This window comes from Jatrophihabitans sp. GAS493 (assembly GCF_900230215.1).
In the GTDB taxonomy this organism is placed as follows: domain Bacteria; phylum Actinomycetota; class Actinomycetes; order Mycobacteriales; family Jatrophihabitantaceae; genus MT45.
In genome coordinates this window covers 2411349-2434663 of record NZ_LT907982.1, presented here as the reverse complement: position 1 = coordinate 2434663, position 23315 = coordinate 2411349, and the positions used below count along the sequence as shown (strand labels likewise).

General features: G+C 67.7%; 19 protein-coding genes. 5 read left to right on the top strand and 14 right to left on the bottom strand.

The genetic code is table 11. From position 1 onward, the window contains the following. Positions 1-25: 25 nt before the first annotated feature. The 8 genes from CPH63_RS11385 to CPH63_RS11350 form a co-directional block, all read right to left on the bottom strand. Positions 26-1222 (bottom strand): FtsW/RodA/SpoVE family cell cycle protein, encoded by a 1197-nt coding sequence (locus CPH63_RS11385; RefSeq protein WP_197704664.1) that lies wholly within the window; start codon positions 1220-1222, stop codon positions 26-28. After that, positions 1222-3378: a penicillin-binding transpeptidase domain-containing protein gene (locus tag CPH63_RS11380; RefSeq protein WP_157749481.1), complete on the bottom strand. Its 2157-nt coding sequence runs from the start codon at positions 3376-3378 to the stop codon at positions 1222-1224. The genes CPH63_RS11385 and CPH63_RS11380 overlap by 1 nt, the downstream gene beginning before the upstream one ends. After that, positions 3375-3944, bottom strand: a complete 570-nt coding sequence (gene mreD / locus CPH63_RS11375; RefSeq protein WP_096303073.1) for a rod shape-determining protein MreD — start codon at positions 3942-3944, stop codon at positions 3375-3377. The genes CPH63_RS11380 and mreD overlap by 4 nt, the downstream gene beginning before the upstream one ends. Further along, positions 3941-4786 carry a rod shape-determining protein MreC gene (gene mreC, locus CPH63_RS11370; protein ID WP_096303072.1) on the bottom strand — a complete coding sequence of 282 codons (846 nt, stop codon included), beginning with the start codon at positions 4784-4786 and terminating at the stop codon, positions 3941-3943. The genes mreD and mreC overlap by 4 nt, the downstream gene beginning before the upstream one ends. A gap of 4 nt (positions 4787-4790) precedes the next feature. After that, entirely contained in the window at positions 4791-5861 is a 1071-nt protein-coding gene (locus tag CPH63_RS11365; protein WP_371364801.1) for a rod shape-determining protein, read from the bottom strand. A gap of 202 nt (positions 5862-6063) precedes the next feature. Beyond that, positions 6064-6489 carry a nucleoside-diphosphate kinase gene (gene ndk / locus CPH63_RS11360; RefSeq protein WP_096303071.1) on the bottom strand — a complete coding sequence of 142 codons (426 nt, stop codon included), beginning with the start codon at positions 6487-6489 and terminating at the stop codon, positions 6064-6066. A 60-nt stretch (positions 6490-6549) separates the two neighbouring features. Then, the gene (locus CPH63_RS11355) at positions 6550-6990 is read right to left on the bottom strand and encodes a DUF4233 domain-containing protein (RefSeq protein ID WP_096303070.1); all 441 of its coding nucleotides are present in this window, start codon (positions 6988-6990) and stop codon (positions 6550-6552) included. Then, positions 6987-8354: a folylpolyglutamate synthase/dihydrofolate synthase family protein gene (locus CPH63_RS11350; protein WP_206745681.1), complete on the bottom strand. Its 1368-nt coding sequence runs from the start codon at positions 8352-8354 to the stop codon at positions 6987-6989. Before CPH63_RS11350 ends, CPH63_RS11355 begins: the two co-directional genes overlap by 4 nt. A gap of 57 nt (positions 8355-8411) precedes the next feature. Between CPH63_RS11350 and CPH63_RS11345 the strand changes: the two genes are divergently transcribed. Next, entirely contained in the window at positions 8412-9479 is a 1068-nt protein-coding gene (locus tag CPH63_RS11345; RefSeq protein WP_096303069.1) for an NADH:flavin oxidoreductase/NADH oxidase, read from the top strand. Positions 9480-9483: 4 nt separating this feature from the next. On the opposite strand, the gene CPH63_RS11340 is transcribed toward CPH63_RS11345, so the two are convergent. From CPH63_RS11340 to CPH63_RS11325, 4 genes are all read right to left on the bottom strand, one after another. After that, positions 9484-10680 carry an ROK family transcriptional regulator gene (locus tag CPH63_RS11340; protein ID WP_096303068.1) on the bottom strand — a complete coding sequence of 399 codons (1197 nt, stop codon included), beginning with the start codon at positions 10678-10680 and terminating at the stop codon, positions 9484-9486. A 10-nt stretch (positions 10681-10690) separates the two neighbouring features. After that, positions 10691-12145, bottom strand: coding sequence for a sugar ABC transporter permease (locus CPH63_RS11335; RefSeq protein WP_096303067.1), 1455 nt, complete (start codon positions 12143-12145; stop codon positions 10691-10693). Between the two features lie 19 nt (positions 12146-12164). Beyond that, positions 12165-12944: an ATP-binding cassette domain-containing protein gene (locus CPH63_RS11330; protein WP_096303066.1), complete on the bottom strand. Its 780-nt coding sequence runs from the start codon at positions 12942-12944 to the stop codon at positions 12165-12167. Positions 12945-13131: 187 nt separating this feature from the next. Beyond that, complete coding sequence (locus CPH63_RS11325) at positions 13132-14241, bottom strand: sugar ABC transporter substrate-binding protein (RefSeq protein ID WP_096303065.1); 1110 nt, start codon at positions 14239-14241, stop codon at positions 13132-13134. 263 nt (positions 14242-14504) lie between these two features. Here CPH63_RS11325 and xylA point away from each other — a divergent pair, with 263 nt between their 5' ends. The 3 genes from xylA to CPH63_RS11310 are packed head-to-tail and all read left to right on the top strand — an operon-like array spanning position 14505 to position 18380. After that, positions 14505-15707, top strand: a complete 1203-nt coding sequence (xylA, locus tag CPH63_RS11320; RefSeq protein ID WP_096303064.1) for a xylose isomerase — start codon at positions 14505-14507, stop codon at positions 15705-15707. Between the two features lie 2 nt (positions 15708-15709). Next, positions 15710-17146 (top strand): xylulokinase, encoded by a 1437-nt coding sequence (gene xylB, locus CPH63_RS11315; protein WP_096303063.1) that lies wholly within the window; start codon positions 15710-15712, stop codon positions 17144-17146. Positions 17147-17156: 10 nt separating this feature from the next. Beyond that, the gene (locus tag CPH63_RS11310; RefSeq protein ID WP_197704663.1) at positions 17157-18380 is read left to right on the top strand and encodes an ROK family transcriptional regulator; all 1224 of its coding nucleotides are present in this window, start codon (positions 17157-17159) and stop codon (positions 18378-18380) included. Positions 18381-18394: 14 nt separating this feature from the next. Here CPH63_RS11310 and CPH63_RS11305 read toward each other — a convergent pair whose 3' ends face one another. Next, the gene (locus tag CPH63_RS11305; RefSeq protein ID WP_197704662.1) at positions 18395-20986 is read right to left on the bottom strand and encodes a valine--tRNA ligase; all 2592 of its coding nucleotides are present in this window, start codon (positions 20984-20986) and stop codon (positions 18395-18397) included. 68 nt (positions 20987-21054) lie between these two features. On the opposite strand from CPH63_RS11305, the gene CPH63_RS11300 reads away from it, so the two are divergent. Beyond that, positions 21055-21888, top strand: a complete 834-nt coding sequence (locus CPH63_RS11300; protein WP_157749480.1) for a GNAT family N-acetyltransferase — start codon at positions 21055-21057, stop codon at positions 21886-21888. Between the two features lie 24 nt (positions 21889-21912). On the opposite strand, the gene clpX is transcribed toward CPH63_RS11300, so the two are convergent. After that, positions 21913-23196, bottom strand: a complete 1284-nt coding sequence (gene clpX, locus CPH63_RS11295; protein ID WP_096303061.1) for an ATP-dependent Clp protease ATP-binding subunit ClpX — start codon at positions 23194-23196, stop codon at positions 21913-21915. Between the last annotated feature and the right edge of the window lie 119 nt (positions 23197-23315).

Below are 23315 nucleotides of genomic sequence, written 5' to 3'. Positions count from 1 at the left end.
TCCGATCCCCATTCGGTTTCGTCTTTCAGTTTCGACGGGCCTGCCGGTCGATGCCGATGAGCAGCCCGAGGGCGATCCCCTGGGCGAACATCGACGATCCGCCGTAGGAGACGAACGGCAGCGGCAGACCGGTCACCGGGGTCAGTCCGAGGTTCATCCCGATGTTCTGGAAGGCCTGGAAGGCGATCCAGCAGACCACGCCGGCCGCCACCAGGCGTCCGATCATGTCCGCCCGCGCCGCGATGCGCAGCGCCCGCCAGCAGAGCAACCCGAATAGTCCGATGATGACGGCGGCCCCGACCAGCCCGAACTCCTCACCGGCCACGCTGTAGACGAAGTCGGTCTGCTGCTCGGGGACGAAGGCGCCGCGCGTCTGCGGCCCGTGGAAGAGCCCAGCCCCCCAGAGCCCGCCGTGGGCGATCGCGATGTGGGCCTGGGTGACGTTGTAGGAGGCGCCCTGCGGGTCGAGGTTCGGGTGGGTGAAGCTGCCGAAGCGGGCCAGCTGATACTCGGCCAGTACACCGCCCTTGACGGCCAGGATCGCCCCGAGCACGCCGACCAGGATGAGACCGATCGTCCAGCGAGCCCGGACGCCGGCCGCGATGAGCAGCCCGAAGGCAGCCGCCGAAAGCACCATCGCCGAACCGAGGTCGGGCTGCAGCATGATCAACCCGAGCGGCACCGCGGCCAACGCGAGGCAGATCAGAATGTCGGACGTGCGCGGTGAGCTGGCCGGATACTCCTCGCTGCCGCTGATCCGCCCGGATGCCCGCTGCGCGAAGGTGACCGCCATCCCGATGATGAGGCCCAGCTTCATGAACTCGGCCGGCTGGATCTCGAAACCGCCGCCGAGCCGGATCCAGGCATGGGCGCCGTTGATGGTGGAGCCGACCACGAAGACAGCCATCAGACCGAGCAGGCTCAGCACGTAGATCACCGGACCGAGCAGACGCAGCAGCCGGGAGTCCAGCCGCGAGGTCACGAAGAGCAGGACGGCGGCGACGACGATGTTGAACAGATGCCGGTAGAGGTAGCTCTGCGGGTTCTGCCCGCTCTCTTCGAGACGAGTTCGGGTGGCCGACCAGACCAGGATCGCCCCTATCAGCGAGAGGGTCAGCGCGGTGCCGATGAGCACCCAGTCCGGGCGGACCCGGATGCTGCGGCGCATGGCCGGCGCGACGTCGCGGGTCAGCGGCGCCATCGGATCCCGCAGCAGCACCATCAGTTACCCCCGACCCGCGGGGACTTCGGCAGGACGGCGTCGGCCGATGCGGCCTGGGCCGCGGTGGCGAGGGCGTTCGGCGTGATCTTGGGGAGTTTGGTCGGCGCATTGCCGCCGGGCAGTACCTTCGGCTGGTCGACCCCGAAGAGGCCGTCGTACACCTGGCGCACCATCGGCGCGGCCGCGCTGGCGCCGGTCCCGGCCTGCTCGATCATGCCGACCACCACGTACTTGGCGTGGTTGGTGCCCTTCGAGTCGACGCTGATCGGCCCCCAGGAGGCCAGCCAGGACGTGTCGAGTTTCCCCTCCACCTCGGCGGTACCGGTCTTGCCGCCGATCTGTGTCTGATAGGGCGAATCGTCGAAGGCCAAGGCTCCGGAGACCGAGTGATTCGCCTGAAAATGCAGGGCGTCCGCGAAGTAGGTGAGCGTCGACTTGCTGACCGGAAGCTTGTTCTTGACGGTCGGGTTGATCGTCTTGACGACCTTCCCGGCCGAGTTGACGATGCCCCAGCCAAGCGTCGGGTTCCAGAGCGTGCCGCCGTTGATCATCGCCGAGTAGGCCGCGGCCAGCTGCAGCGGTGAGACCGTGGTCTCGCCCTGACCGATGGCCATGTCGGCGTTGTCACCGGCGCGGTAGCGGAAGCCGTCGCTGCAGTTCTCCTTCGCCAGTTCGGTGAGATAGGCCCGCTGGGTCGGGTTGGGCTCGTCCGGGTAGCCGGCCTTGGCCGCCTGGCAGTAGTCGGCCTTGTTGGCGTTCCAGTTGGCCAGCCGCGTCTCGCGGTCGGCGTAGCTGCCGGTGGCCTGCTCGTCGGTGGGGAGGTCGACGCCGGGGGCGGTGCCGACGCCGTAGGCCGCGGCCATCTTCTGCAGCAGCTCGGTCGGCTTCTTCCCCTGATCGATGCGGTCCTGGTCGGCGTAGTACTCATTCGCCTCGGGGGCGTAGAAGAACGTGTCACAGGAGACCTGCAGGGCCTGCTTGAGCGTCAGCGGGTAGGCGAAGCTCTCGGAGTCGTAGTTGGTCTTCACGCGACCGTCGACGCTCAGCGAGCCGGGGCACGGGTAGCGGCCGTCGGTGCTGATCTCCTTGTTGGTGACCAGCGAGGAGGAGGTGATCAGCTTGAAGGTGGAGCCCGGGGCGTACTGCCCGGCGATCGCTCGTCCGACCAGCGGGTCCCCGGAGCCGGCCGCGGTAAGGGCCTTGTAGTCGGCGACCGAGATGCCGCCGACGAAGACCTGCGGGTCATAGGTCGGGTAGCTGGCGATCGCGAGAATCCGGCCGGTGTTGGGGTCCATCACGACCAGTGCGCCGGAGGTGGCCGGCTTCCCCTTCTTGCGGGCCGCCGCGATCTCGTCGGCCAGGGACTTCTCGACCAGGGTCTGCAGCTTGGCGTTGATGCTGGTGACCAGGGTGTCGCCCTGCTGGGGGGCGATCGTCTTGTCGGTGCCCACTGAATAACCGCGGGCGTCCAGGTTCACCAGCTGCTCCCCGTCCACCCCGCGCAGCACGCTGTCGTACTCCTCCTCCAGGCCGCTGCGCCCGATCGTGTCAGCGTCCTGCAGCTTCGGATTGGCCTTCTGGTCGTCGGCGCTGACCGCGCCCGAATAGCCGAGGACATGGGCGGCCAGCGACCCACCGGGGTAGTCACGGACGGTCTGAGTGCTCACGGCGACGCCCGGGTAGAGCTCACGGTGCTCGCTGATCGCCAGGACCGCGGCCGTCGGGGCGTCGGTCGAGATGGGCACCGGTTGGAACGGCTCGCCGGTCCAGCACGGGGCTGGCACGGTGACTCCACACGGGGTGATCTCCTGCCCGAGCGAGGTCACACTCTGCTGCAGCAGAGTGCCGAGCCGCTGCAGGACGGCCGCGCCCTTGTCGGCGGACTCGCGAAGCGTCTCGCCGTCGACGGTGATCACATGCGTCGAGCGGTTGGTGACCAGCGCGACGCCGGTCGAGTCGACGATCTCCCCACGCGGAGCAGGGATGACGATCGCCCCGTCGTGCAGCAGGCCGGCCGTCTGCTGGGGTTTGTTGGGGTCGAGCACCTGCACGTAGTAGAGCCGGGCCAGCAGCGTCGCCAGGAGCGTGATCACCAGAACGCCGATGAGACCGAGCCGCCGCAGGCTCGGATCGGTCGAGCGCACCATCCCGCTCATCCCGGCCACCCGGGGCTGTAGCGGGGCGTCGATGCCCTCGATGCCCCCGCGGCGGGCTGACCGGAGGCGGCTCCGACCCGGCGCAGCGACTCGGCGGAGGCGGCCCGATTCACCAGCGGAGTGACGATGGCAGCCAGCAGCAGGTCACCCACGAGCAGCGGCAGGAATCCGGTGAGAATGGAGGTGAGGGCGGCACCAGTCGTGCCGATGATGACCAGGACACCGGCCGCCAGGCTGGAGGCCAGCGCCGCGGCGAGGGCTACGAAGAGGATCTGGGCGCGCCGGCCGCGCAGCATCTCGGCGACCGCGGCGCAGACGATCCCCAGACCCATCCAGGTCAACGCGAGGACGCCCACCGGATGGGCCGAACCGAGGTCGGCCAGCAGGCCGGCCGAGAAGCCGACGGAGATCCCGGCTCCGGCGCCGCAGCGCAGCCCGATGGCGGCCACCAGCACCGCCGGGAGGCTGATCGGCACCCACGGCGAGATCGGGCCGATGACGGTCGCCTGCAGCAGCAGCGCGGTCAGGATGGCGGCCGCGGCGGCGGCCAGTCGCTGGATGGTCATCGCGGGGCCAGCTCGTTCGAGGAGGTGGCGGCACCGTCGGTGAGGATGATGCCGACCAGATCGACGGCGGTGGGTGAGGCGGCCGGGCGGACCTTGGCGGTGGTGGCCCCGTCGGCACTGACCCGGACCGCGGTGATCGTGCCCAGCGGGATGTCACCGACGAAGGTGCTCTCGCCGACCGGCCCGGTGCGCAGCTCGTCGCCCACCTTGAGGTCGGCGACCGGATTGAGCGGGCTCAGCGTGAAGCCGGCCGCCCCCACTCCGGTGGCCACCGCGAGCTGCCCGGAGCGGACGTCGCGGACGCCGACCCCGGAGCCGGGATCGGCGGCCAGCAGCACCACCGAGGAGTCCGCGCTGACTCTCAGTACCCGTCCGACGAGCCCGACACCGTCGGTGACGGTCTGGTCGACCGCGACCCCGTCCGAGCTTCCGACCCCGAGCGTGATGGTCCACTCGAAGCCCTGGCCGGGTCCGAACGCGGTGACCCGGGCCGGCAGCACCTTCTTGCCGAGTGTGTCGGCGCGGGCCTGCAGCCGGGATAGCTGCGCGGCCATCGCGGCGTCGGTCGAGTCGTTGACCAACTGCGAGCGCAGCGCCGCGTTCTCCCGCTGGAGTTGCTGAACCTTGCCGGCGTTCGTGCCGGCGTGCGGAAGTCCCTGCAGGAGTCGACGGGCCGGCCCGAGCACGGAGTCCGTCCCGCGGTAGAGGGAACCGAGCGCGCCTTGGGCACCGCTGTGCGCGCCGGCGAGCGACCCACCGGTGACGTCGAGGGTGATGAAGCAGATGCTCAGCGCCGCCAGCACCAGAGCAGCGAGACGCTGGCGTGCGCTCAGCCGCCGCACGGAGTCACCGTCGGGGGCCGTCGATGACGACCTTCTGCAGTGCGTCGAAGTGCTCGACCACGGTCCCGGTGCCGAGCACGACCGAATCCAGCGGGCGTTCGGCGACCAGCACCGGGATCCCGATCTCGTGCTGAACCCGGGCGGCCAGACCGCGGAGCAGGGCGCCGCCGCCGGTGAGGACCACGCCGCGCGAGACGAGGTCTCCGGCCAGCTCGGGCGGGCAGCGGTCCAGGGTGGCCCGCACGGCGCCAATGATCCGGCTGATCGGCACGTCCATGGCGCGACGCAGCTCGTCACCAGCCACCGTCACATTACGGGGCAGCCCACTGGCGATGTCCCGGCCGCGAATCTCGGCGCGGGCGGGGCCGGCGACCGGGAAGGCCGATCCGACTGAGATCTTGAGTTCCTCCGCCGTGCGCTCGCCGATGAGCAGCGAGAACTCGGCCCGGATGTGCTCGACGATGGCCTCGTCCAGGGCATTGCCGGCTACCCGCAGGCTGGTGCTGGCGACGATGCCGCCGAGCGCGATCACCGCCACTTCGGTCGTGCCGCCGCCGATGTCGATCACCATCGACCCAGCTGGCTGGTTCACCGGCAGGCCGGCCCCGATGGCGGCGGCCATCGGCTCGCTGATGATGTGCACCCGCCGCGCTCCGGCGGCGTAGGCGGTCTCGCTGACTGCTCGCTGCTCGACGTTGGTGATCCCGGACGGCACACAGATGACGACGCGCGGCCCGGTGAACATGCTGGGGCGGCGCAGCACCTTGCGGATGAAGTAGCGCAGCATCTCGGCGGTGATGTCGTAGTCCGCGATGACCCCGGCCTGCAACGGACGGACCGCGCGGATGTGTCCGGGGGTGCGCCCGATCATCCGCTTCGCCTCGACCCCCACCGCGACGACGGCATTGGTTGTCGTATCCACCGCCACCACGGAGGGCTCGTTGAGCAGGATTCCGCGCCCGCGCACGTAGACCAGCGTGTTCGCGGTGCCGAGGTCGACGGCGAGGTCTCCACCGAGAATCTCACCGCTGCGTTGGGTCACCAACGACAGTCGTGCGAGCGGGGTGAACGCCACGGAATTGGTCCTTAACCTCAGTCATCAGCTGGTGCACTGACGTGCCGGCGACCCAGAGCGCTGCCCGGCTGGCACCCCACTGGTCGTCAAGCGATCGTATGGTCTAGGTGACCAACGAGACGGTTGCGACGCGCGGGTTTCAGGTGACATTTGAGGTTTTTGGGACTGGTGTTACTGGTGTGACTAGTGTGACGCAGAGACGCTAGAGCGCCGGAAACCAGATCCCGATCTCGCGGGCGGCCGACTCCGACGAATCGGAGCCGTGCACCAGGTTCTGCTGGACCGCAACGCCCCAGTCGCGACCGAGGTCACCGCGGATCGTTCCCGGCGCAGCAGCCGTCGGTTCGGTGGTTCCGGCCAGCGACCGGAAACCCTCGATGACCCGGTTCCCCTCGGCCACGATGGCCACCACCGGACCGGAGGACATGAAGTCGACCAGCGGCTGATAGAACGGCTTGCCCTGGTGCTCGGCATAGTGCGCGGCCAGCTCACCCTGGGTCGCCACCCGTAGTTCGAGGGCGGCGAGCGTATAGCCCTTGGCCTCGATCCGGGCCAGAATCTGCCCGACCAGGCCACGGGCGACGCCGTCGGGCTTCACGAGGATGAGAGTGCGTTCGAGTTCGGTCACGCTAGGAAGGCTATCTGCGCCCGCGTCCGGGACAAAGCTGCCGGGGCGGGACTAGTCAGGTCAGCTGATCAGAATGCGCCAATCCCCTGGGGTTCCGACGAGCTCGCGCCGGATGTTCAGCACATAGAGCCAGATCCCGATGAAGAGGGCGGCGATGACGAAGAACGCGTTCGTCCAGACTCCGGTTGCGATCAGCGGCAGCTGCAGAAATGACCCGAGTCCGATGCCCCAGGGGCGCCGCTGCATGAATCCGGCCAGGATGAGCACGAGGGCAAACCCGACCAGCGTCCAGGTCTTGCCCGCCCCGAGGCCGACATCCGTCTGGGCGATCGCCCGCGGAACGAGCAGCACGCAGAAGGCCTCCAGGCAGAGCACCGCGGCCAGCGCACCGCGGGTGGACTTGTCGGCACGTCTGGCCCGGGCCTCGATCTGCTCGGGCGTCGGGGGCGTCGGGGGCGTCGGGGGCGTCGCTCCGGTCGCCTCGATCGGGTCCTCGGTCATGACTCGTCGCGGACGAGCAGCGTCCGCGCCTCCCCGGCCGTCACCACCGACCCGGTGATCAGCACGCCGGCGCCGGCCAGGATGCCGTCGGCGTTCTCCTCGGCCAGCCGGACGGCCGTCTCAATGGCGTCGTCCAGGCGCGGCTCGACGGTGACCCGGTCCGAGCCGAAGATCGGCACCGCGTCGGCCGCCAGGTCGTCGGCGTCCAGCGCCCGGCTCGAGCTGTTCTGGGTCACCACGATCTCGTCCAGGACCGGTTCGAGAAGTTCGAGCAGCCCGGTGGCGTCCTTGTCGGCCAGGACGGCGACGACCCCGATGAGGCGGCGGAAGTCGTACTCCTCGCTGATCGCCTCGACGCTGGCCGTCATCCCGGCGACGTTGTGCGCGGCGTCCAGGATCACCGTCGGCGCGGTTCGTACCGTCTCCAACCGGCCGGGCGAGGCCACCGCGGCGAACGCCTCGCGGACGATGTCGATGTCGATCGGTCCCTGCTGCGCGCCTGCGCCGAAGAGGATCTCGACGGCCGCCAGGGCCAGACCGGCGTTCTGCGCCTGATGGGCTCCGTGCAGCGGCAGGAAGACGTCGCGGTACTCCCCACCCAGCCCCTGCAGTGCGATGACCTGTCCCCCGACCGCCATCTGCCGGTCGAGGACCCCGAACTCCAGGCCCTCGCGAGCCACAGCGGCCTCCACCTCAACGCTGCGGCGCACCAGCTCGGCCGCCGCCTCGTTCGGCTGAGCGGCCAGCACGGCCGTGGCCCCGGCCTTGATGATCCCGGCCTTCTCGCGGGCGATCTTCTCGACCGAGTCCCCGAGCACCTGGACGTGATCCAGCGCGATCGGGGTAATCACCGCGATCTCGGCGTCGATCACATTGGTGGCGTCCCATTCGCCGCCGAGACCCACCTCGACCACCGCGACGTCGACCGGAGCATCGGCGAAGACGGCGTAGGCCAGGGCGGTCATGATCTCGAAGAAGCTTAGTTTTATGTCGAATTGAGCGTCGACCATGTCGATGTAGGGCGCGATGTCGGCGTAGGCGTCGACGAAGGTGCGGTCGGAGATCTCCTCGCCGTCGAGCACGATCCGCTCATTGATCCGCGACAGATGCGGGCTGGTGAAGCGGCCGGTGCGCAGACCGAAGGCGCGCAGCAACTCCTCGATCATGCGGGCTGTGCTGGTCTTGCCGTTGGTTCCCGTGATGTGAATCGCGCGGTAGGCCCGCTGCGGTTCGCCGAGCAGATCCAGCAGGGCGACGATGCGCTCCTTCGTCGGGTCCATCCGCCCCTCGCCCCAGCGCGAGTTGATCTCGGCCTCGACCCGCTGCCGGAGACCGGCGTACTTCTCTGCTTCAGATTTGGCCACGTCGGGCAATTCTACGGACAGCGGAAGCAACCCGGTGTTCACGCGGTTGCAGAGATCATGAGCGAACTCTTCACGCCCTATACCCTTCGGGCGACAACCTTCCGCAACCGCGCCTGGGTCGCCCCGATGTGCCAGTACTCCTCGGTCGACGGGCACCCCACCGATTGGCACCTGGTGCATCTCGGGTCGCTGGCCCGTGGCGGTGCCGGCCTGGTGATCTCAGAGGCGACGGCCGTGACCGCGCAGGGGCGCATCTCGCCCTTCGACGCCGGCATCTGGAACGACGAGCAGGCCGTCGACTACCGGCGCATCACCGACTTCATCAAGGCCCAGGGCGCGGTCGCCGGGATTCAGTTGGCTCACGCCGGGCGGAAGGCCTCGACCGGCCGCCCGTGGCAGGGGCATGGTCCGATACCGGTGGCCGAGGGTGGCTGGCAGACGGTCGGGGCGTCGGCGCTGGGCTTCGGCGACTGGCCTGCTCCCCGCGAACTGAGCACCGACGAGGTGGCCGAGCTGCCGTCGATCTTTGCCGCCGCCGCGAGCCGCAGCCTGGAGGCGGGCTTCGAGGTGGCCGAGCTGCACGCCGCCCACGGGTACCTGCTGCACCAGTTCCTCTCCCCGCTGTCGAACCGGCGCAGTGACCGCTACGGCGGCGACTTCGCCGGGCGCACCCGCGCGCTGCTGGAGATCACCGCCGCGGTGCGGGAAGTCTGGCCGGCGGACAATCCACTCTTCGTGCGTCTCTCGGCCACCGACTGGGTGGAGGGTGGCTGGGACCTGGAGCAGAGCATCGCCGTCTCCGCGCGGCTGGCCGATCTCGGAGTCGACCTCATCGACGTCTCCAGCGGCGGCCTCGATCCCCGGCAACGGATCGCGCCGGGGCCGGGCTACCAGGTGGAGTTCGCCGAGGCGATCCGCAGCAAGGCGGGGATCGCGGTGGCGGCGGTCGGACTCATCACCGCGCCGGCGCAGGCCGAGCAGATCCTGGCCGACGGACAGGCCGACGCGATCGAACTGGCTCGGGTGTTGCTGCGCGACCCGTCCTGGCCCCAGCGCGCCGCTCATGAGCTAGGCGACAGCATCGCCTGGCCGCCGCAGTACGAACGCGGCCGCTGGCCGAGCTGACGCCCTAGGGGCGGCTGAACGGGTTAGCCAACAGGCCCTTGAAGGCCAGCTCGGCCGCCCCCATCAGCGAGGAGTCCTGTCCCAGGCCGGCCCCGCAGAGTTGCAGCGATCCGTGCGCGGTGTCGAAGGCATGCTTGTTCAGCGCCGCCTCCACGTCCTGCTGGGCCACTTCGATGACGGCGGCGAGCAGCCCGCCGAGCACCACCCGCTGTGGATTGAGCACGTTCACCAGGTTGGCCAGGGTGCGTCCGAGCGGGTTGGCGATGGAACGCAACCCGGTGATCGCGGTCTCGTCGCCGCCACGCACCATCGACAGCAGCCAGGCTGCACTGGCCGCCGTGCCGGCCTTCTGCCCGACGGTGGCCAGCACCGCGGCCTGACCGATGTAGGTCTCGGCGCAGCCTCGATTGCCGCAGTGACACAGCGGCCCGGCCGGGTCGAGCACCACGTGGCCGATCTCGCCGGCCCGCCCGTCGTGGCCGCGCAGCGCCACCCCGTTGGTCACGATTCCGGCGCCCACCCCGATACGTCCAGTGAGGTAGACGACGTCCTCGCAGTCCCGGGCGGCACCTCGCAGGTGCTCGGCCATCACACCGAGGTCGGCATCGTTGCCGAGCTCGATCGGCAACTGCACCGGCTGATGCTCGCGCAGGCGGTCGGTGATCATCGCGGCGAACGCCAGGTCGCGCCAATTCAGGTTTGGCGAGAGCGAGATCGACAGTCCATCGCGGGTCACCGTTCCGGGGACGCTCACTCCGACGCCGACGGGCCAGGACTCCCCCGCCGCGCCGGCGATCAACGAGTCGATATGCGTCGCGATCACCCCCGCCACGTGCGAGGCGCCCCGTTCGCTCGGCTCGAGAGCCGATTCGAGCCGGTCGAGAACCTGCCCGGTGAGGCCGACTGCGGCGCTGGCGACCCGGTCCACCTCGATGTCGACGGCGACGGCAAACGGGCCGTCATCGCTCGGGCCGACCATGTGCGATGGCCGGCCGGCCCGATCTCCGCGGCTGGGCACGAACTCGGAGACGAGTCCGAGTTCGGTCAGATCAGCAACCAGAACGCCGATGGTGGAGCGGTTGAGGCCGAGCCGCTGGGTCAGCTCGGCTCTCGACAACTCACCGTGGCGATGGATCTCCTCCAGCAGCAGGCCCAGGTTGTGACGTCTTATGTCGTCCGGGCGTGCAGCTGAGCGCAGCATGTGCGTCCAGCTACTTCGCAGCTGTGGCGCGCTTACGCGACAACGCGTCGACGCTGGCCGCGAGGAGCAGGAATCCACCGGTGATCATGTACTCGTACTCCGGGCCGAGGCCCTTCAGCCCGAGTCCGTTCGGGATCATGGCGATAACGAGCGCACCGATGATGCCGTCGCGGATCTTGCCTCGCCCGCCGAAGAGCGAGGTTCCGCCGATGACGGCGGCGCCCACGGCGTAGAGCTGATCGGTGTGCGCGCCGAAGTCCGACGGAACACCGCCCTGCTTCGAGGCACCGATGATGCCGGCCAGGCCGGCCATGCCCGAGGCGATGATGAAGACCGACAGCCGGATACGACGTACGTCGATGCCGGCTCGCCGGGCCGCTTCGGTGTTGCCACCGGTGGCATAGATGTAGCGGCCGTACCGGGTCTTGGTGGTGACGAGCGTCCACAGCACGAAGACGGCGGCGACGATCGGGATCACCCAGGGCACGCCCTCGAGGGTGGCGAAGACGCTTCGAGCGCGGTTCTGATTGAGCACGTAGACGGCCAGACCGGTCGTGACGGCGATCAGCGCGGCCCGCAGGATGACCAGGTCGAGCGGCTCGCCAGTGAGATTCCGCTTGCGCTTCTGCAGTGAGCGACCAATCGTGAACGCGGCGTAGATCGCCATCGACAGGAACCAGAGCGTCCAGGAGAGGCCGATGCTCATGTTGCCGTTCTCGATGTTGTTGACCAGGTCGAAGTTTCTCGTCGGAATCGCGTTGCTCGCTCCGATGAACTTCAGCAACACACCCTGGAAGGCCAGGAAGAGGGCCAGCGTGACGATGAAGGACGGAATACCGACATGGGCAACCAGGAACCCGATAAAGGTACCGATGGCGACACCGACCGCGATCGCCACGAACATCGCCAGCAGCTGGTACTGGTCCAGCTTGGTGACGATGACGATGATTCCGGCCACGATGATCGCCAGTGGAATCCAGAGCCGGTACATCACCGTGATTGCCGCGGACAGCACGAAGAACGCCAGCAACACGACGTAGGTCGTGGTGCCGAGCGCGGCGTTCAGATCACCCTTGTGGTTCAGGCTGAGCGCCATCGTCACCGCGGCGACACCGCTGGCGGTTCCGATCGACAGGTCGATCTCGCCGAGGAGCAGCACGAAGATCGTGCCCATGGCCAGGATGGCGTACGGCGCGGCCTGGGTCAGGAAGTTGGCGAAGTTCGCCTTGGAGAGGAAGAGGTTGTTGGCCGTGTAGAAGATGGCGACCAGCACCAGCACACCGATGACGGCCGGCAATGCTCCGACGTCACCGCCGCGCACCTTCTGCTGGTAGTTCCGGAATGCCTCGCCGATGTTCTTGGCGCCGACGTCATTGGCGAAGTCCGATGCGGCGACGGTGGGAGCCGAACCGGCGGTGGCGTTGCTGGAACCGGCGTTGATGAGTTCTTTTTCGGATTCAGTCATGGCTGTGTGGTCAGTCCTCTCACATGCTCGCGTTCGCGGTGGCCGCAGAGAGGCCGAGATCTCCGGAGCGCCCGGAGGTGATGAGTTCGACCAGCTGACTCGTCGAACTGTTCTTGATCTCCACCTCCGCCGCGATCCGGCCTAGGAACAAGGCGTCTGCGCGGTCACAGACCTCCATGACGTCATTCATGTTGTGCGAGATGAGCACGACGCCGACGCCGGAGTCGGCAAGCCGGCGGACGAGGTCGAGGACCTGCCGGGTCTGCGCAACGCCGAGGGCCGCCGTGGGCTCGTCGAGGAAGACGACCCGCGACTTCCAGAGCGCGGCCTTGGCGATGGCCACTGTCTGCCGCTGTCCACCGGAGAGGCTGGCTACAAGCTGGCGAACCGACTTGACGGTTCGAACCGAGAGGCTGGCCAGCGTTTCACGAGCCTGCAGCTCCATCGTCGATTCGTCGATCGATCCGAATTTCGTGCGCAGTTCGCGACCCAGGAACATGTTCTGAACGATGTCCAGGTTGTCGCAGAGGGCGAGATCCTGGTACACGATCTCGATGCCGAGCGCTGAGGCGTCACGCGGGCCGTGGATGTGCACCGGGTTCCCCTCGAAGAGGAACTCCCCGTTGTCCACGGGGTAGATACCCGCGATGCACTTGACCAGGGTCGACTTGCCGGCACCGTTGTCACCGATGAGAGCCGTCACCTCGCCTGGGTAGACGGCGAAGTCCACGTCGTGCAGAACATGGACCGGGCCGAAGCTTTTGTTTACTCCGCGCAACTGCAGAATCGGATCAGGCATCGAAACTCCTCGCCTTGGAAGATGGGCATTTGTTCCCGTTGTACACCCACGTCGTTCCTACCGAGTGCGCATACCCCTCGGTGTCACGAAGTCTGGTCTAGACGCAGAGTGGCGGGGACCGGAATCACTCCGATCCCCGCCACTCGGCTTAAAGCAGCTCCTGTGCTAACAGCTGACTAGCAGCTGATTAGGAGATTCCAGCCTTGGTGCAGGCCGCCGCGTAGGCCGCGGTGCACAGCTCAGAGGCCTTGACGAACCCGTCGCTGACCGGCTTGGAGACGTTGGCGATGTTCACCGCGACCGGGGTGAGCAGCACCGACGGAACGTCGCGGTTACCCGTGGCGTCGTGAACGGTGCCGGTGGTCTTGCCGGTCTCGCCCTTGAGCAGGGAGATCGACAGTGCCGCCAGAGCGTTGGCCTCATCCGCGATCGGCTTGTAGACCGTCATGCACTGGTCGCCGGCGAGGATGTTCTGCAGACCCTGGACCGTGGCGTCCTGTCCGGTGACCGGAACCTGCAGGTGGTTCTTCTTGAGCACGGTGATCGCAGCGTTGCCGAGGCCGTCGTTGGCGGCGAGAACGCCGTCAACCTTGCCGCCGGCTGCGGTCAGCAGCTGCTCGAAGATGGTGCCGGCCTGGGCGTTGTCCCAGTTCGGAACACTCTGGTTGCCGGCCTTGACGAGGGTGCCGCTGGCGTACAGCGGGTCGAGCACCGAGTTGTAACCCTGGGCGAAGAGAGTCGCGTTGTTGTCAGTCGGCGAGCCGTTGAGCTCGATGACCTTCGCCTTGGTGACGTTCTTGGCCTTGAGGCAGTCGACCAGGCCCTGGCCCTGCAGCTCGCCCACCTTCACGTTGTCGAAGGAGACGTAGTAGTCGGCCGAACCACCGAGGGTGAGACGGTCGTAGTCGATCGTCTTGACGCCGGCGGCCTTGGCGGTCGCCTGAATCTGCGAACCGGTGGTGCTGTCCAGGTTGACGATCGCGAGGACGGAGACGCCCTCGGTGATCATCGACTGGGCAATGGTGATCATCTTGCTCTTGTCACCAAGTGCGTTCTGGATGTCAGCGCTGACGCCGGCCGTGGCGAAGGCCTTCGTGAGCAGCGGCTTGTCGAAGCTCTCCCAGCGAGCGGAGGACTGCGTGTCCGGCAGGATCACACCGACCTTGCCCTTGACCGAAGCTGTCGAACCGGATGCAGACGATCCGGAAGAACTGGAATTCTTGTCGCTGCTACAGCCAGTGAGCACGAGTGCTACGGCCATACCACCAGTGACGAGGCCAATGACGCTCTTGCGCATGGGCACTACCGCCTTTCGCGGGGCATGTGATCGACCCCAACCACGGGGCGTGCTGGGTCTCGATCAGGAATGAATGTTGTGGGCGACAACATATCCCACGAGTTGGTGACCCAGACGACACTGCAACCAATTCGTTATACGAAGGATTCATTCACGAAACGCAAGGCTTGGCTATGTTCGAAGGAATCCACCCTTGCTCGACACCGCCCCGAGGGTTACTGTAGGCACATTAGTTGAGTCCCTAAACAAAAGAAGGCGACACCATGACGAAGACCCCGACGAAGGCCCCGACTAAGGCTGACAAGTTCAGTTTCGGAATGTGGACGGTCGGGTGGCGGGCCCAGGATCCATTCGGAGACGCCACCCGCCCGGCACTCGACCCCGTCGAGTCGGTGCACCGCCTCGCCGAGATGGGCGCCTGGGGCATCACCTTCCACGACAACGACCTGATCCCCTTCGACGCCAGCGAGGCCGAGCGCGACCGGCTCATCGCCCGCTTCAAGGACGCTCTGACCGAGACCGGCCTGCAGACGCCGATGCTCACCACAAACCTCTTCACCCACCCGGTCTTCAAGGACGGTGGCTTCACCAGCAACGACCGATCGGTTCGCCGCTTCGCGCTGCGCAAGGTCATCCGCAACATCGATCTGGCGGCCGAACTAGGCGCAAAAACCTACGTGTTCTGGGGTGGCCGCGAGGGCGCCGAGTACGACGGGGCGAAGGATGTCAGTGCCGCTCTGGACCGCTACCGCGAGGGCATCGACCTGCTCGCCTCGTATGTGAAGGACCGCAACTACGACCTGCGGTTCGCGCTCGAGCCGAAGCCGAACGAGCCCCGCGGTGACATCTTGCTGCCGACCGTCGGACATGCCCTCGCCTTCATCGCCGAACTCGAGCACGGCGACATGGTCGGGGTGAACCCGGAGGTCGGGCATGAGCAGATGGCCGGTCTCAACTTCGCCGCCGGAATCGCGCAGGCGCTCTGGTCGAAGAAGCTCTTCCACATCGACCTCAACGGCCAGCGCGGCATCAAGTTCGACCAGGACCTCGTCTTCGGTCACGGTGATCTGATCAACGCGTTCTTCCTGGTCGACCTCCTCGAGAACGGCGCCGCTGACGGCGGCCCGACCTACGATGGGCCCCGCCACTTCGACTACAAGCCGTCCCGCACCGAGGACATGACCGGCGTCTGGGACTCGGCCGCGGCGAACATGAGCATGTACCTGATGCTCAAGGAGCGGGCGGCAGCCTACCGGGCCGACCCCGAGGTGATCGAGGCCCGCGAAATGGCCGGCGTGAGCACGCTCGGCACCCCCACCCTCAACCCGGGTGAGACGGTCGCCGACCTGCTCGCCGATACCAGTGCCTACGAGGACTTCGACGCCACCAAGGCCGCCGAGCGGGGCTTCGGCTTCGTGCGTCTGCACCAGTTGGCGATGGAGCACATCCTCGGAGAGCGCTCCTAACGATGACGCTGGTCGCCGGCGTCGACTCCTCGACGCAGTCGTGCAAGGTCGTCATTCGCGATGCGGCCACCGGTGCGCTGGTGCGGGAGGGAAGAGCCTCGCACCCGGACGGGACCGCCATCGATCCCGAGCACTGGTGGGTCGCGCTGCAGATGGCGATCACCGACGCCGGTGGCCTGCAGGATGTAGCCGCGATCTCGGTCGGCGGCCAGCAGCACGGCATGGTCTGCCTCGATGCCGACGGCGCGGTGGTCCGGGATGCGCTGCTCTGGAACGACACCCGCTCTTCGGGGGCCGCCCGCGACCTGATCAGCGACCTCGGCGGCGCCCAGGCGTGGGCCGATGCGGTGGGCTCGGTTCCGGTCGCGTCCTACACGGTCACCAAGCTGCGATGGCTGCAGGATCACGAGCCGGCCAACGCCGCCCGCACCGCTGCGGTCTGCCTGCCACACGATTGGCTCACCTGGCGACTGGCCGGCGCTGAGGGTATTGAGGGTCCTGAGAGTCTGGAGAGTCTGACCACCGACCGCGGCGACGCGAGCGGCACCGGGTACTGGTCACCGCGCAGCGGTGAGTACCGCCACGACATCGTCGAACTCGCGCTCGGCCACGACGTACGGCTGCCCACGGTACTCGGACCGGCGCAGCCGGCTGGTCGACTCCGGGCATCGCTGGGCGGGACGGCGGTATTGGGACCGGGCAGTGGGGACAACGCCGCCGCCGCCCTCGGTCTCGGAGCGGTGGAGGGGGATGTGATTATCTCCATCGGCACGTCCGGCGTGGTCTGCGCGGTGAGTGCGACCCCGGTGGCCGACGCCAGCGGCACGGTCTCCGGCTTCGCCTCGGCGACCGGTAGCTTCCTCCCCCTCATCGCAACCCTCAATGCCGCTCGGGTGCTCGATGCGACCTGCGAGCTGCTCGGCGTCGATCACGACGAGCTCTCCCGGCTGGCCCTCAGTGCGGAGCCCGGCGCCGACGGCCTGACCCTCATCCCCTATCTGGAGGGCGAGCGCACCCCGAATCGACCAGACGCCACCGGGGCGCTGCACGGCCTGCGGATGGCCAACATGACACCGGCCAACCTGGCCCGGGCCGCCGTCGAGGGGCTGCTCTGCGGCCTCGCAGACGGCATGGATGCCTTGGTTTCACAGGGTGTCCAGATTGATCGGGCGATTCTCATCGGTGGCGGTGCGAAGTCCGAGGCCGTCTGCCGCATCGCCCCGACGATCTTCGGCCGGCCGGTCGTCGTTCCGGCGCCGGGCGAATACGTGGCCGACGGCGCCGCCCGACAGGCAGCCTGGGTGCTGAGCCGGACGGGTGGGCAGAGCGCCACCGCGCCCGTCTGGGAACTGGCCGGATCCCGAACCTTTGACGGGGAAGCGACCAAGCAGGTGCGCGACCGGTACGCCGAGGTGCGCGATCTCACCGCGAATCGTTGAGCGGAGAACTATGTCGGATGTGCTGGCAATGTCGGCCCGCACCCAGGAGACTGTGGTGATGACCGCACCCGCCGGACAACACACGATCCGTGAGCACAATCTGGCGCTGGTCATGCGCAGCATCGCCGACGGACCACGACGTTCGCGGGCCCAATTGGCCGAGGCGACCGGCCTTACCCGGGCCACCATCTCCGGCCTGGTCGACGAACTGATCACCAGTGATTTACTGATCGAACTCGAGCCCGACCGCAGTTCTCGGGGGCGCCCCGGGAGCCCGATCACCCTTAACCCGAACGGTCCGGCCGGCCTCGGCGTCGAGGTGAACGTCGACTACATCAGCGCCTGCGTGGTGGACCTCACCGGCGTGGTCCGCGCGCAGCGCACCGAGTTGCTCGACAACCGGACCGTCAGTCCCGAGCAGGGCATTCGACAGGCCGTCACGCTGGCCAGCGCCGTGCGAGATGAGGTCGGCAAGCTTCCGATCGCCGGCGCCGCGCTCGCGCTGCCCGGGCTGGTCGACTCCGACGGAGTGCTGCGCCGCGCCCCGAATCTGCCCCGCTGGCAGGACCTCGACGTGGCGGCCGAGTTCAGCCAGATGCTCGGGCTGGACCTGCAGGTCGACAACGAGGCGAACCTCGCCGCGCTGGCCGAGCTCTGGTACGGCGAGCCGCGCGACGATTTCGTCCTCGTCTCGGCCGAGATCGGGATAGGTGCCGGGATCGTCCTCAATCGCCGTCTTTATAGAGGTGTTCGCGGTCGCGCCGGCGAGCTGGGGCATGTCGTCGTCGATCCGACCGGCCCCCCCTGCGGCTGCGGATCCAACGGCTGCCTCGAGCAACTGGCCGGCCAGGAGGCGATACTGCGCGCAGCCGGAGTCATCGTCGGCGACATCGGCACCTCGGTCGCCGACCCACACGGTGCCGCCGAGGAGCTGAACAAGCGAGCCCGCAGTGGCGACGGGCGCACCCTGCAGGCGCTGACCGAGGCCGGCGTCGCGCTGGGGGTGGCGCTGGCCGGCATGGTGAATCTGCTGGATATCCCGGCGATCGTGCTCGGCGGGATCTACGCGGATCTCGGCGATTGGCTGCTGCCGACGATCGATGCCGAACTACGCCGACGGGTCCTAGCCTCCAACACGAACGTTGAATTGAGCCTGGCCACACTGGGTTCCAGTGCCGCGGTGCGGGGAAGTGCCGGCAGCGTGGTGGCCGAACTCATCGCCAAACCGCACTGATCCAGCTACCCCGGCTAGCCCAGAGCCTTCAGCGCAGCGCTGATCCGCTCGATATCGGCCTTGGCCGCATCCAGGCGGCCCTGCACCTTGGCGATAACCGGTGGTGGCGCCTTGGCGGTGAAGGCCTCATTGCCCAGTTTCGACTCGTTGGTGGCGAGTTCCTTCTCGGCCGCGCTGAGGTCCTTGGTGAGGCGGGCCCGCTCGGCCGGCACGTCGATGGCACTGGAGAGGTCGAGCTCGATCAGCACGCCGGCCGCGGTGGTCAGCGAGGCGGTGGCCGCGAACCCCTCCGTCGGCTCGGTGAGGCGCAGCAGCGACGCGATGGCAGCCTTGGCCGCTGCGGCGCCGGTGATCCGTCCGGGCACCCGCTGGGACGGCTTCAGCCCCTGGTCGGAGCGGAAGCGACGCACCTCGGTGACAACGCTCTGCACCGTCGAGATCTCGGCCTCAGCCGCGGCATCGGCCCGTCCCGCGTCGGCGACCGGCCACGCCGCCACCACGACCGACTCTCCACCGGTGAGCGACGTCCACAGCTGTTCGGTGACATATGGGGTCAGCGGGTGCAGCATCCGCAGCAGCGCGTTGAGCACCTCACCGAGGACCCGCCGGGTCGTCGCCGCACCGTCTCCGGTCAGTGAGAGCTTGGCCAACTCGAGGTACCAGTCGCAGACCTCGTCCCAGGCGAAGTGGTAGAGGACGTCGGCCACCTTGGCGAACTCGTAGTTGTCATAGAGCGTGTCGACCTCGGTGATCACGGCGTTGAGGCGAGACAGGATCCAGGCGTCGGCCCCGTTCACCTCGGCCGGGAGTTCACCGGCCACGGTGGCGCCGTTCATCAGGGCGAAGCGGGTCGCGTTCCAGAGCTTCGTGGTGAAGTTACGGGAAGCCTGCACCCAGTCCTCACCGATCGGCACATCGGTTCCCGGGTTCGCGCCGCGGGCCATCGTGAAGCGCACCGCGTCGGCCCCGTAAGCGTCGATCCATTCGAGCGGGTCGACGACATTCCCCTTTGACTTGCTCATCTTCGCACCGAATTGGTCGCGCACCAGGCCGGTCAGGACGATGGTGTGGAAGGGCACCTCGTCCATCGCGTAGAGCCCGAACATCATCATCCGCACCACCCAGAAGAAAATGATGTCGTAACCGGTGAGGAGCACGTCGGTCGGATAGAACTTCGTCAGATCCTCGGTCTCCGCCGGCCACCCGAGGGTGGAGAAGGGCCAGAGTGCGGAGGAGAACCAGGTGTCGAGGACGTCCGGATCCTGCACCCATCCCTCGGGCGCGCTCTCGCCCGGACCGAAGCAGGCCTGCTCCCCCGTCGGTGAATACCAGACCGGAATGCGGTGGCCCCACCACAGCTGACGGCTGATGCACCAGTCGTGCATGTTGTCAGTCCAGCTGAAGTAGCGCGGCGCCAGCGACGCCGGCTCGATCTTGGTCCGCCCGTCGCGCACCGCGTCGCCGGCCGCCTGGGCCATCGACTCGACCTTCACCCACCACTGCAGCGACAGGCGCGGCTCGATGACGGCGCTGCAGCGGGAGCAGTGCCCCACCGAGTGGGCGTACGGGCGCTTCTCGGCCACGATCCGCCCCTCGGCCCGAAGCGCTTCGACCACGGCCTGGCGAGCGGCGAAACGGTCCAGGCCGAGAAATGGCCCGGGCACGGTGACGTTCGCCTGCTCGTCCATGATCGTCAGCATCGGAAGTCCGTGACGCTGGCCGATCGCGAAGTCGTTGGGATCATGGGCCGGGGTGACCTTCACCGCGCCGGTCCCGAAGCTCGGGTCGACGTGCGCGTCAGCGACCACCGGGATCGAGCGGTCGGTCAGCGGCAGCTGGATCATCGTCCCGACCAGGTGGGCATAGCGCTCGTCCTCGGGGTGCACCGCGATGGCGGTGTCGCCGAGCATCGTCTCGGCCCGCGTGGTCGCCACCACGATCGATGCCTCCCCGCTGCCATACCGGATCGAGACCAGTTCGCCGGCATCCTCGGAGTGCTCCACCTCGGCGTCGGAGAGGGCGGTGAGGTTGACCGGGCACCAATTGATGATCCGCTCGGCGCGGTAGATCAGGCCGTCGTCGTAGAGGCGCTTGAAGATCGTCTGAACGGCGTCCGACAGCCCGTCATCGAGGGTGAAGCGCTGACGCGACCAGTCGACTCCATCCCCCAGACGGCGCATCTGAGCGAGGATCCGGCCACCGTAGGTGTTGGTCCACTCCCAGGCCTTCCCCATGAACTCGTCCCGGGAGTACTCGAAGCGCGACTTCCCCTCGGTCTCCTTGAGGTGCCGCTCGACCAGCGTCTGGACGGCGATGCTGGCGTGATCCATTCCAGGCAGCCAGAGCACCTCGAACCCCTGCATCCGCTTGCGGCGGGTGAGCGCATCCATCAGCGTGTGCCCCAGGGCATGCCCGACGTGCAGGCTGCCGGTGACGTTCGGCGGCGGGATGACGATCGAGTACGGCGGCTTCTCGCTCTTCGGGTCCGCGGTGAAGTAGCCGCGCTCAACCCACCGTTCGTACATCGGCCCCTCTACCTCCGCCGGCACGAAGTGAGTCGGCAGATCGATGGTGGCGGGGGTGGGTGCGCTTGCTGCTTCGGTCACCGCTGCATTCTACGGACCAGCTGATATTGACGTGACGCATTACTGTCCGGCCCGGCATGATCGGTCAGGTGGCGAACGATGCACTTGCGAACCTGACGATCACCGTGACCCGGGACCCGGCCGAGATCTGCGCCATCCTGGACGAGGTCGTGGCGGCCGATCCGGTCGGCGGGACCACCCTCGGCACCCTGATCGCGGCACTTCTCGATGACCCCGACGTAGCGCACCCGACCGCCTGGTGCGCCCACCTCGGATCGGATGGGTGGCCGGTGGCGGCGCGGTCGGGAGCCGGCACGCACGTCGTGGTCTCCGACGATTGGCCCGAGGCCGCAGTGCCGCAGCTAGCAGAGGTGCTACGCGAGCTGCCGCAGCTGCACGGCATCGTCGGTGAACCGGTGCTGATCGAGCAGCTCGGGCGCCTCATCGGCCGCCCCAGCACCCGCATCGACGAGCGACTCTTCCGGCTCGACGACCTGGCGAGCCCCAGCGTCGACGGCCTGCCGCGGCGTGCAACCAGGGAGGACCGAGAGCTGCTGCTGAGCTGGTACGCCGCCTTCGGGATCGACGCCGGATTCCCCGGCCTCGACGCGGCCGCCTCGACCGACCTGGTGCTACGGACGGGCTGTGTCTGGCTCTGGTGTGATGCCACCGGTCGACCGGTGAGCATGGCCGGGCGGCGACCGGTGGCCCACGGAAGCGCCCGGATCGGGCCGGTCTACACGCCGGACGACTGCCGCGGCCACGGGTACGGCAGCGCGGTGACCGCCGCAGCCACGGCCGAGATACTGGAGCTGGGTGCCGTGCCGGTGCTCTTTACCGACCTGGCCAATCCGACCTCGAACGCCGTCTATCAGCGACTCGGATACCGACCGGTCGCCGATCGGCTCAATCTGACCTACTGAGCGGTCAGGCCGCCGTCTGAGCGGTCAGGCCGACTTCTCGCGGCGCTCACGCTTGGGCGTGGCGTCGCGCGGGACGAGCGTCGGATAGACGTGGTCGAGCACGGTGTCGCGGTTGATGACGACCCGGGCCACATCCTCGCGGGACGGGAGCTCGTACATCACGGAGAGGAGGACCTCTTCCATGATGGCGCGCAGGCCTCGGGCGCCGGTGCCCCGCATGACGGCCTGATCGGCGATCGCGCCGAGGGCGTCCTCGTCGAACTCCAGCTCAACGTTGTCGAGCTCGAAGAGCTTCGCGTACTGCTTCACCAGTGCATTGCGCGGCTCGGTGAGGATCTGGACCAGGGCGTCCCGGTCGAGCGGCCGCACCGACGTGATGACCGGCAGACGACCGATGAACTCGGGAATGAGCCCGAACTTGATCAGGTCCTCGGGCATGACCTCGCCGAAGATATCTCGGGTGTCGCGCTCGAACTTGGTCTTCAGCTCCGCCCCGAAGCCGAGCCCCTTCTTGCCGGCGCGCGACTCGATGATGGTGTCCAGACCGGCGAAGGCTCCGCCAACGATGAAGAGCACGTTGGTGGTGTCGATCTGGATGAACTCCTGGTGCGGGTGCTTGCGACCACCCTGCGGGGGCACCGAGGCCGACGTGCCTTCGAGGATCTTCAGCAGGGCCTGCTGGACACCCTCACCGGAGACGTCGCGGGTGATCGACGGGTTCTCGGCCTTGCGGGCGATCTTGTCGACCTCGTCGATGTAGATGATGCCGGTCTCGGCCCGCTTGACGTCGTAGTCGGCGGCCTGGATGAGCTTCAGCAGGATGTTCTCGACATCCTCACCGACGTAGCCCGCCTCGGTGAGCGCGGTGGCGTCGGCGATGGCGAAGGGCACGTTCAGCATGCGGGCCAGGGTCTGGGCCAGCAGCGTCTTGCCGGAGCCGGTCGGGCCCAGCAGCAGGATGTTCGACTTGGCCAACTCGACCGCGGAGTCGGCCGAGCGGGGCTTACCCTCGCCGACCTGGACCCGCTTGTAGTGGTTGTAGACGGCGACCGCGAGGGTCCGCTTGGCCTGGTCCTGACCGACGATGTAGCCGTTCAGGAAGTCGAAGATCTCCTTCGGCTTCGGCAGTTCATCGAAGCTGAACTCGCTGGTCTCGGCAAGCTCCTCCTCGATGATCTCGTTGCAGAGGTCGATGCACTCGTCACAGATATATACGCCGGGACCGGCAATCAATTTCTTGACCTGTTTCTGGCTCTTTCCGCAGAAAGAGCACTTGAGCAGATCGCCTGTCTCACCGACACGTGCCACGCGTGGATCGTCCCCTCTATAAGCAACTAAGCCTGGTGCGGCCTGGCCGCCTTCGATGTACTTCGGACTGGAGAAAATTGGGCTCCCGCACCCATCACATGGACGCTACCCGCAAACCG

What these genes read in the sequence shown, in the direction of transcription:
- CPH63_RS11385 (WP_197704664.1), bottom strand. Translation starts at nt 1,222, where the DNA reads ATGGTGCTGCTGCGGGATCCGATGGCGCCGCTGACCCGCGACGTCGCG.
- CPH63_RS11380 (WP_157749481.1), bottom strand. Translation starts at nt 3,378, where the DNA reads ATGAGCGGGATGGTGCGCTCGACCGATCCGAGCCTGCGGCGGCTCGGT.
- mreD (WP_096303073.1), bottom strand. Translation starts at nt 3,944, where the DNA reads ATGACCATCCAGCGACTGGCCGCCGCCGCGGCCGCCATCCTGACCGCG.
- CPH63_RS11355 (WP_096303070.1), bottom strand. Translation starts at nt 6,990, where the DNA reads ATGACCGAGGACCCGATCGAGGCGACCGGAGCGACGCCCCCGACGCCC.
- CPH63_RS11345 (WP_096303069.1), top strand. Translation starts at nt 8,412, where the DNA reads ATGAGCGAACTCTTCACGCCCTATACCCTTCGGGCGACAACCTTCCGC.
- CPH63_RS11340 (WP_096303068.1), bottom strand. Translation starts at nt 10,680, where the DNA reads ATGCTGCGCTCAGCTGCACGCCCGGACGACATAAGACGTCACAACCTG.
- CPH63_RS11335 (WP_096303067.1), bottom strand. Translation starts at nt 12,145, where the DNA reads ATGACTGAATCCGAAAAAGAACTCATCAACGCCGGTTCCAGCAACGCC.
- CPH63_RS11330 (WP_096303066.1), bottom strand. Translation starts at nt 12,944, where the DNA reads ATGCCTGATCCGATTCTGCAGTTGCGCGGAGTAAACAAAAGCTTCGGC.
- CPH63_RS11325 (WP_096303065.1), bottom strand. Translation starts at nt 14,241, where the DNA reads ATGCGCAAGAGCGTCATTGGCCTCGTCACTGGTGGTATGGCCGTAGCA.
- xylA (WP_096303064.1), top strand. Translation starts at nt 14,505, where the DNA reads ATGACGAAGACCCCGACGAAGGCCCCGACTAAGGCTGACAAGTTCAGT.
- xylB (WP_096303063.1), top strand. Translation starts at nt 15,710, where the DNA reads ATGACGCTGGTCGCCGGCGTCGACTCCTCGACGCAGTCGTGCAAGGTC.
- CPH63_RS11310 (WP_197704663.1), top strand. Translation starts at nt 17,157, where the DNA reads ATGTCGGATGTGCTGGCAATGTCGGCCCGCACCCAGGAGACTGTGGTG.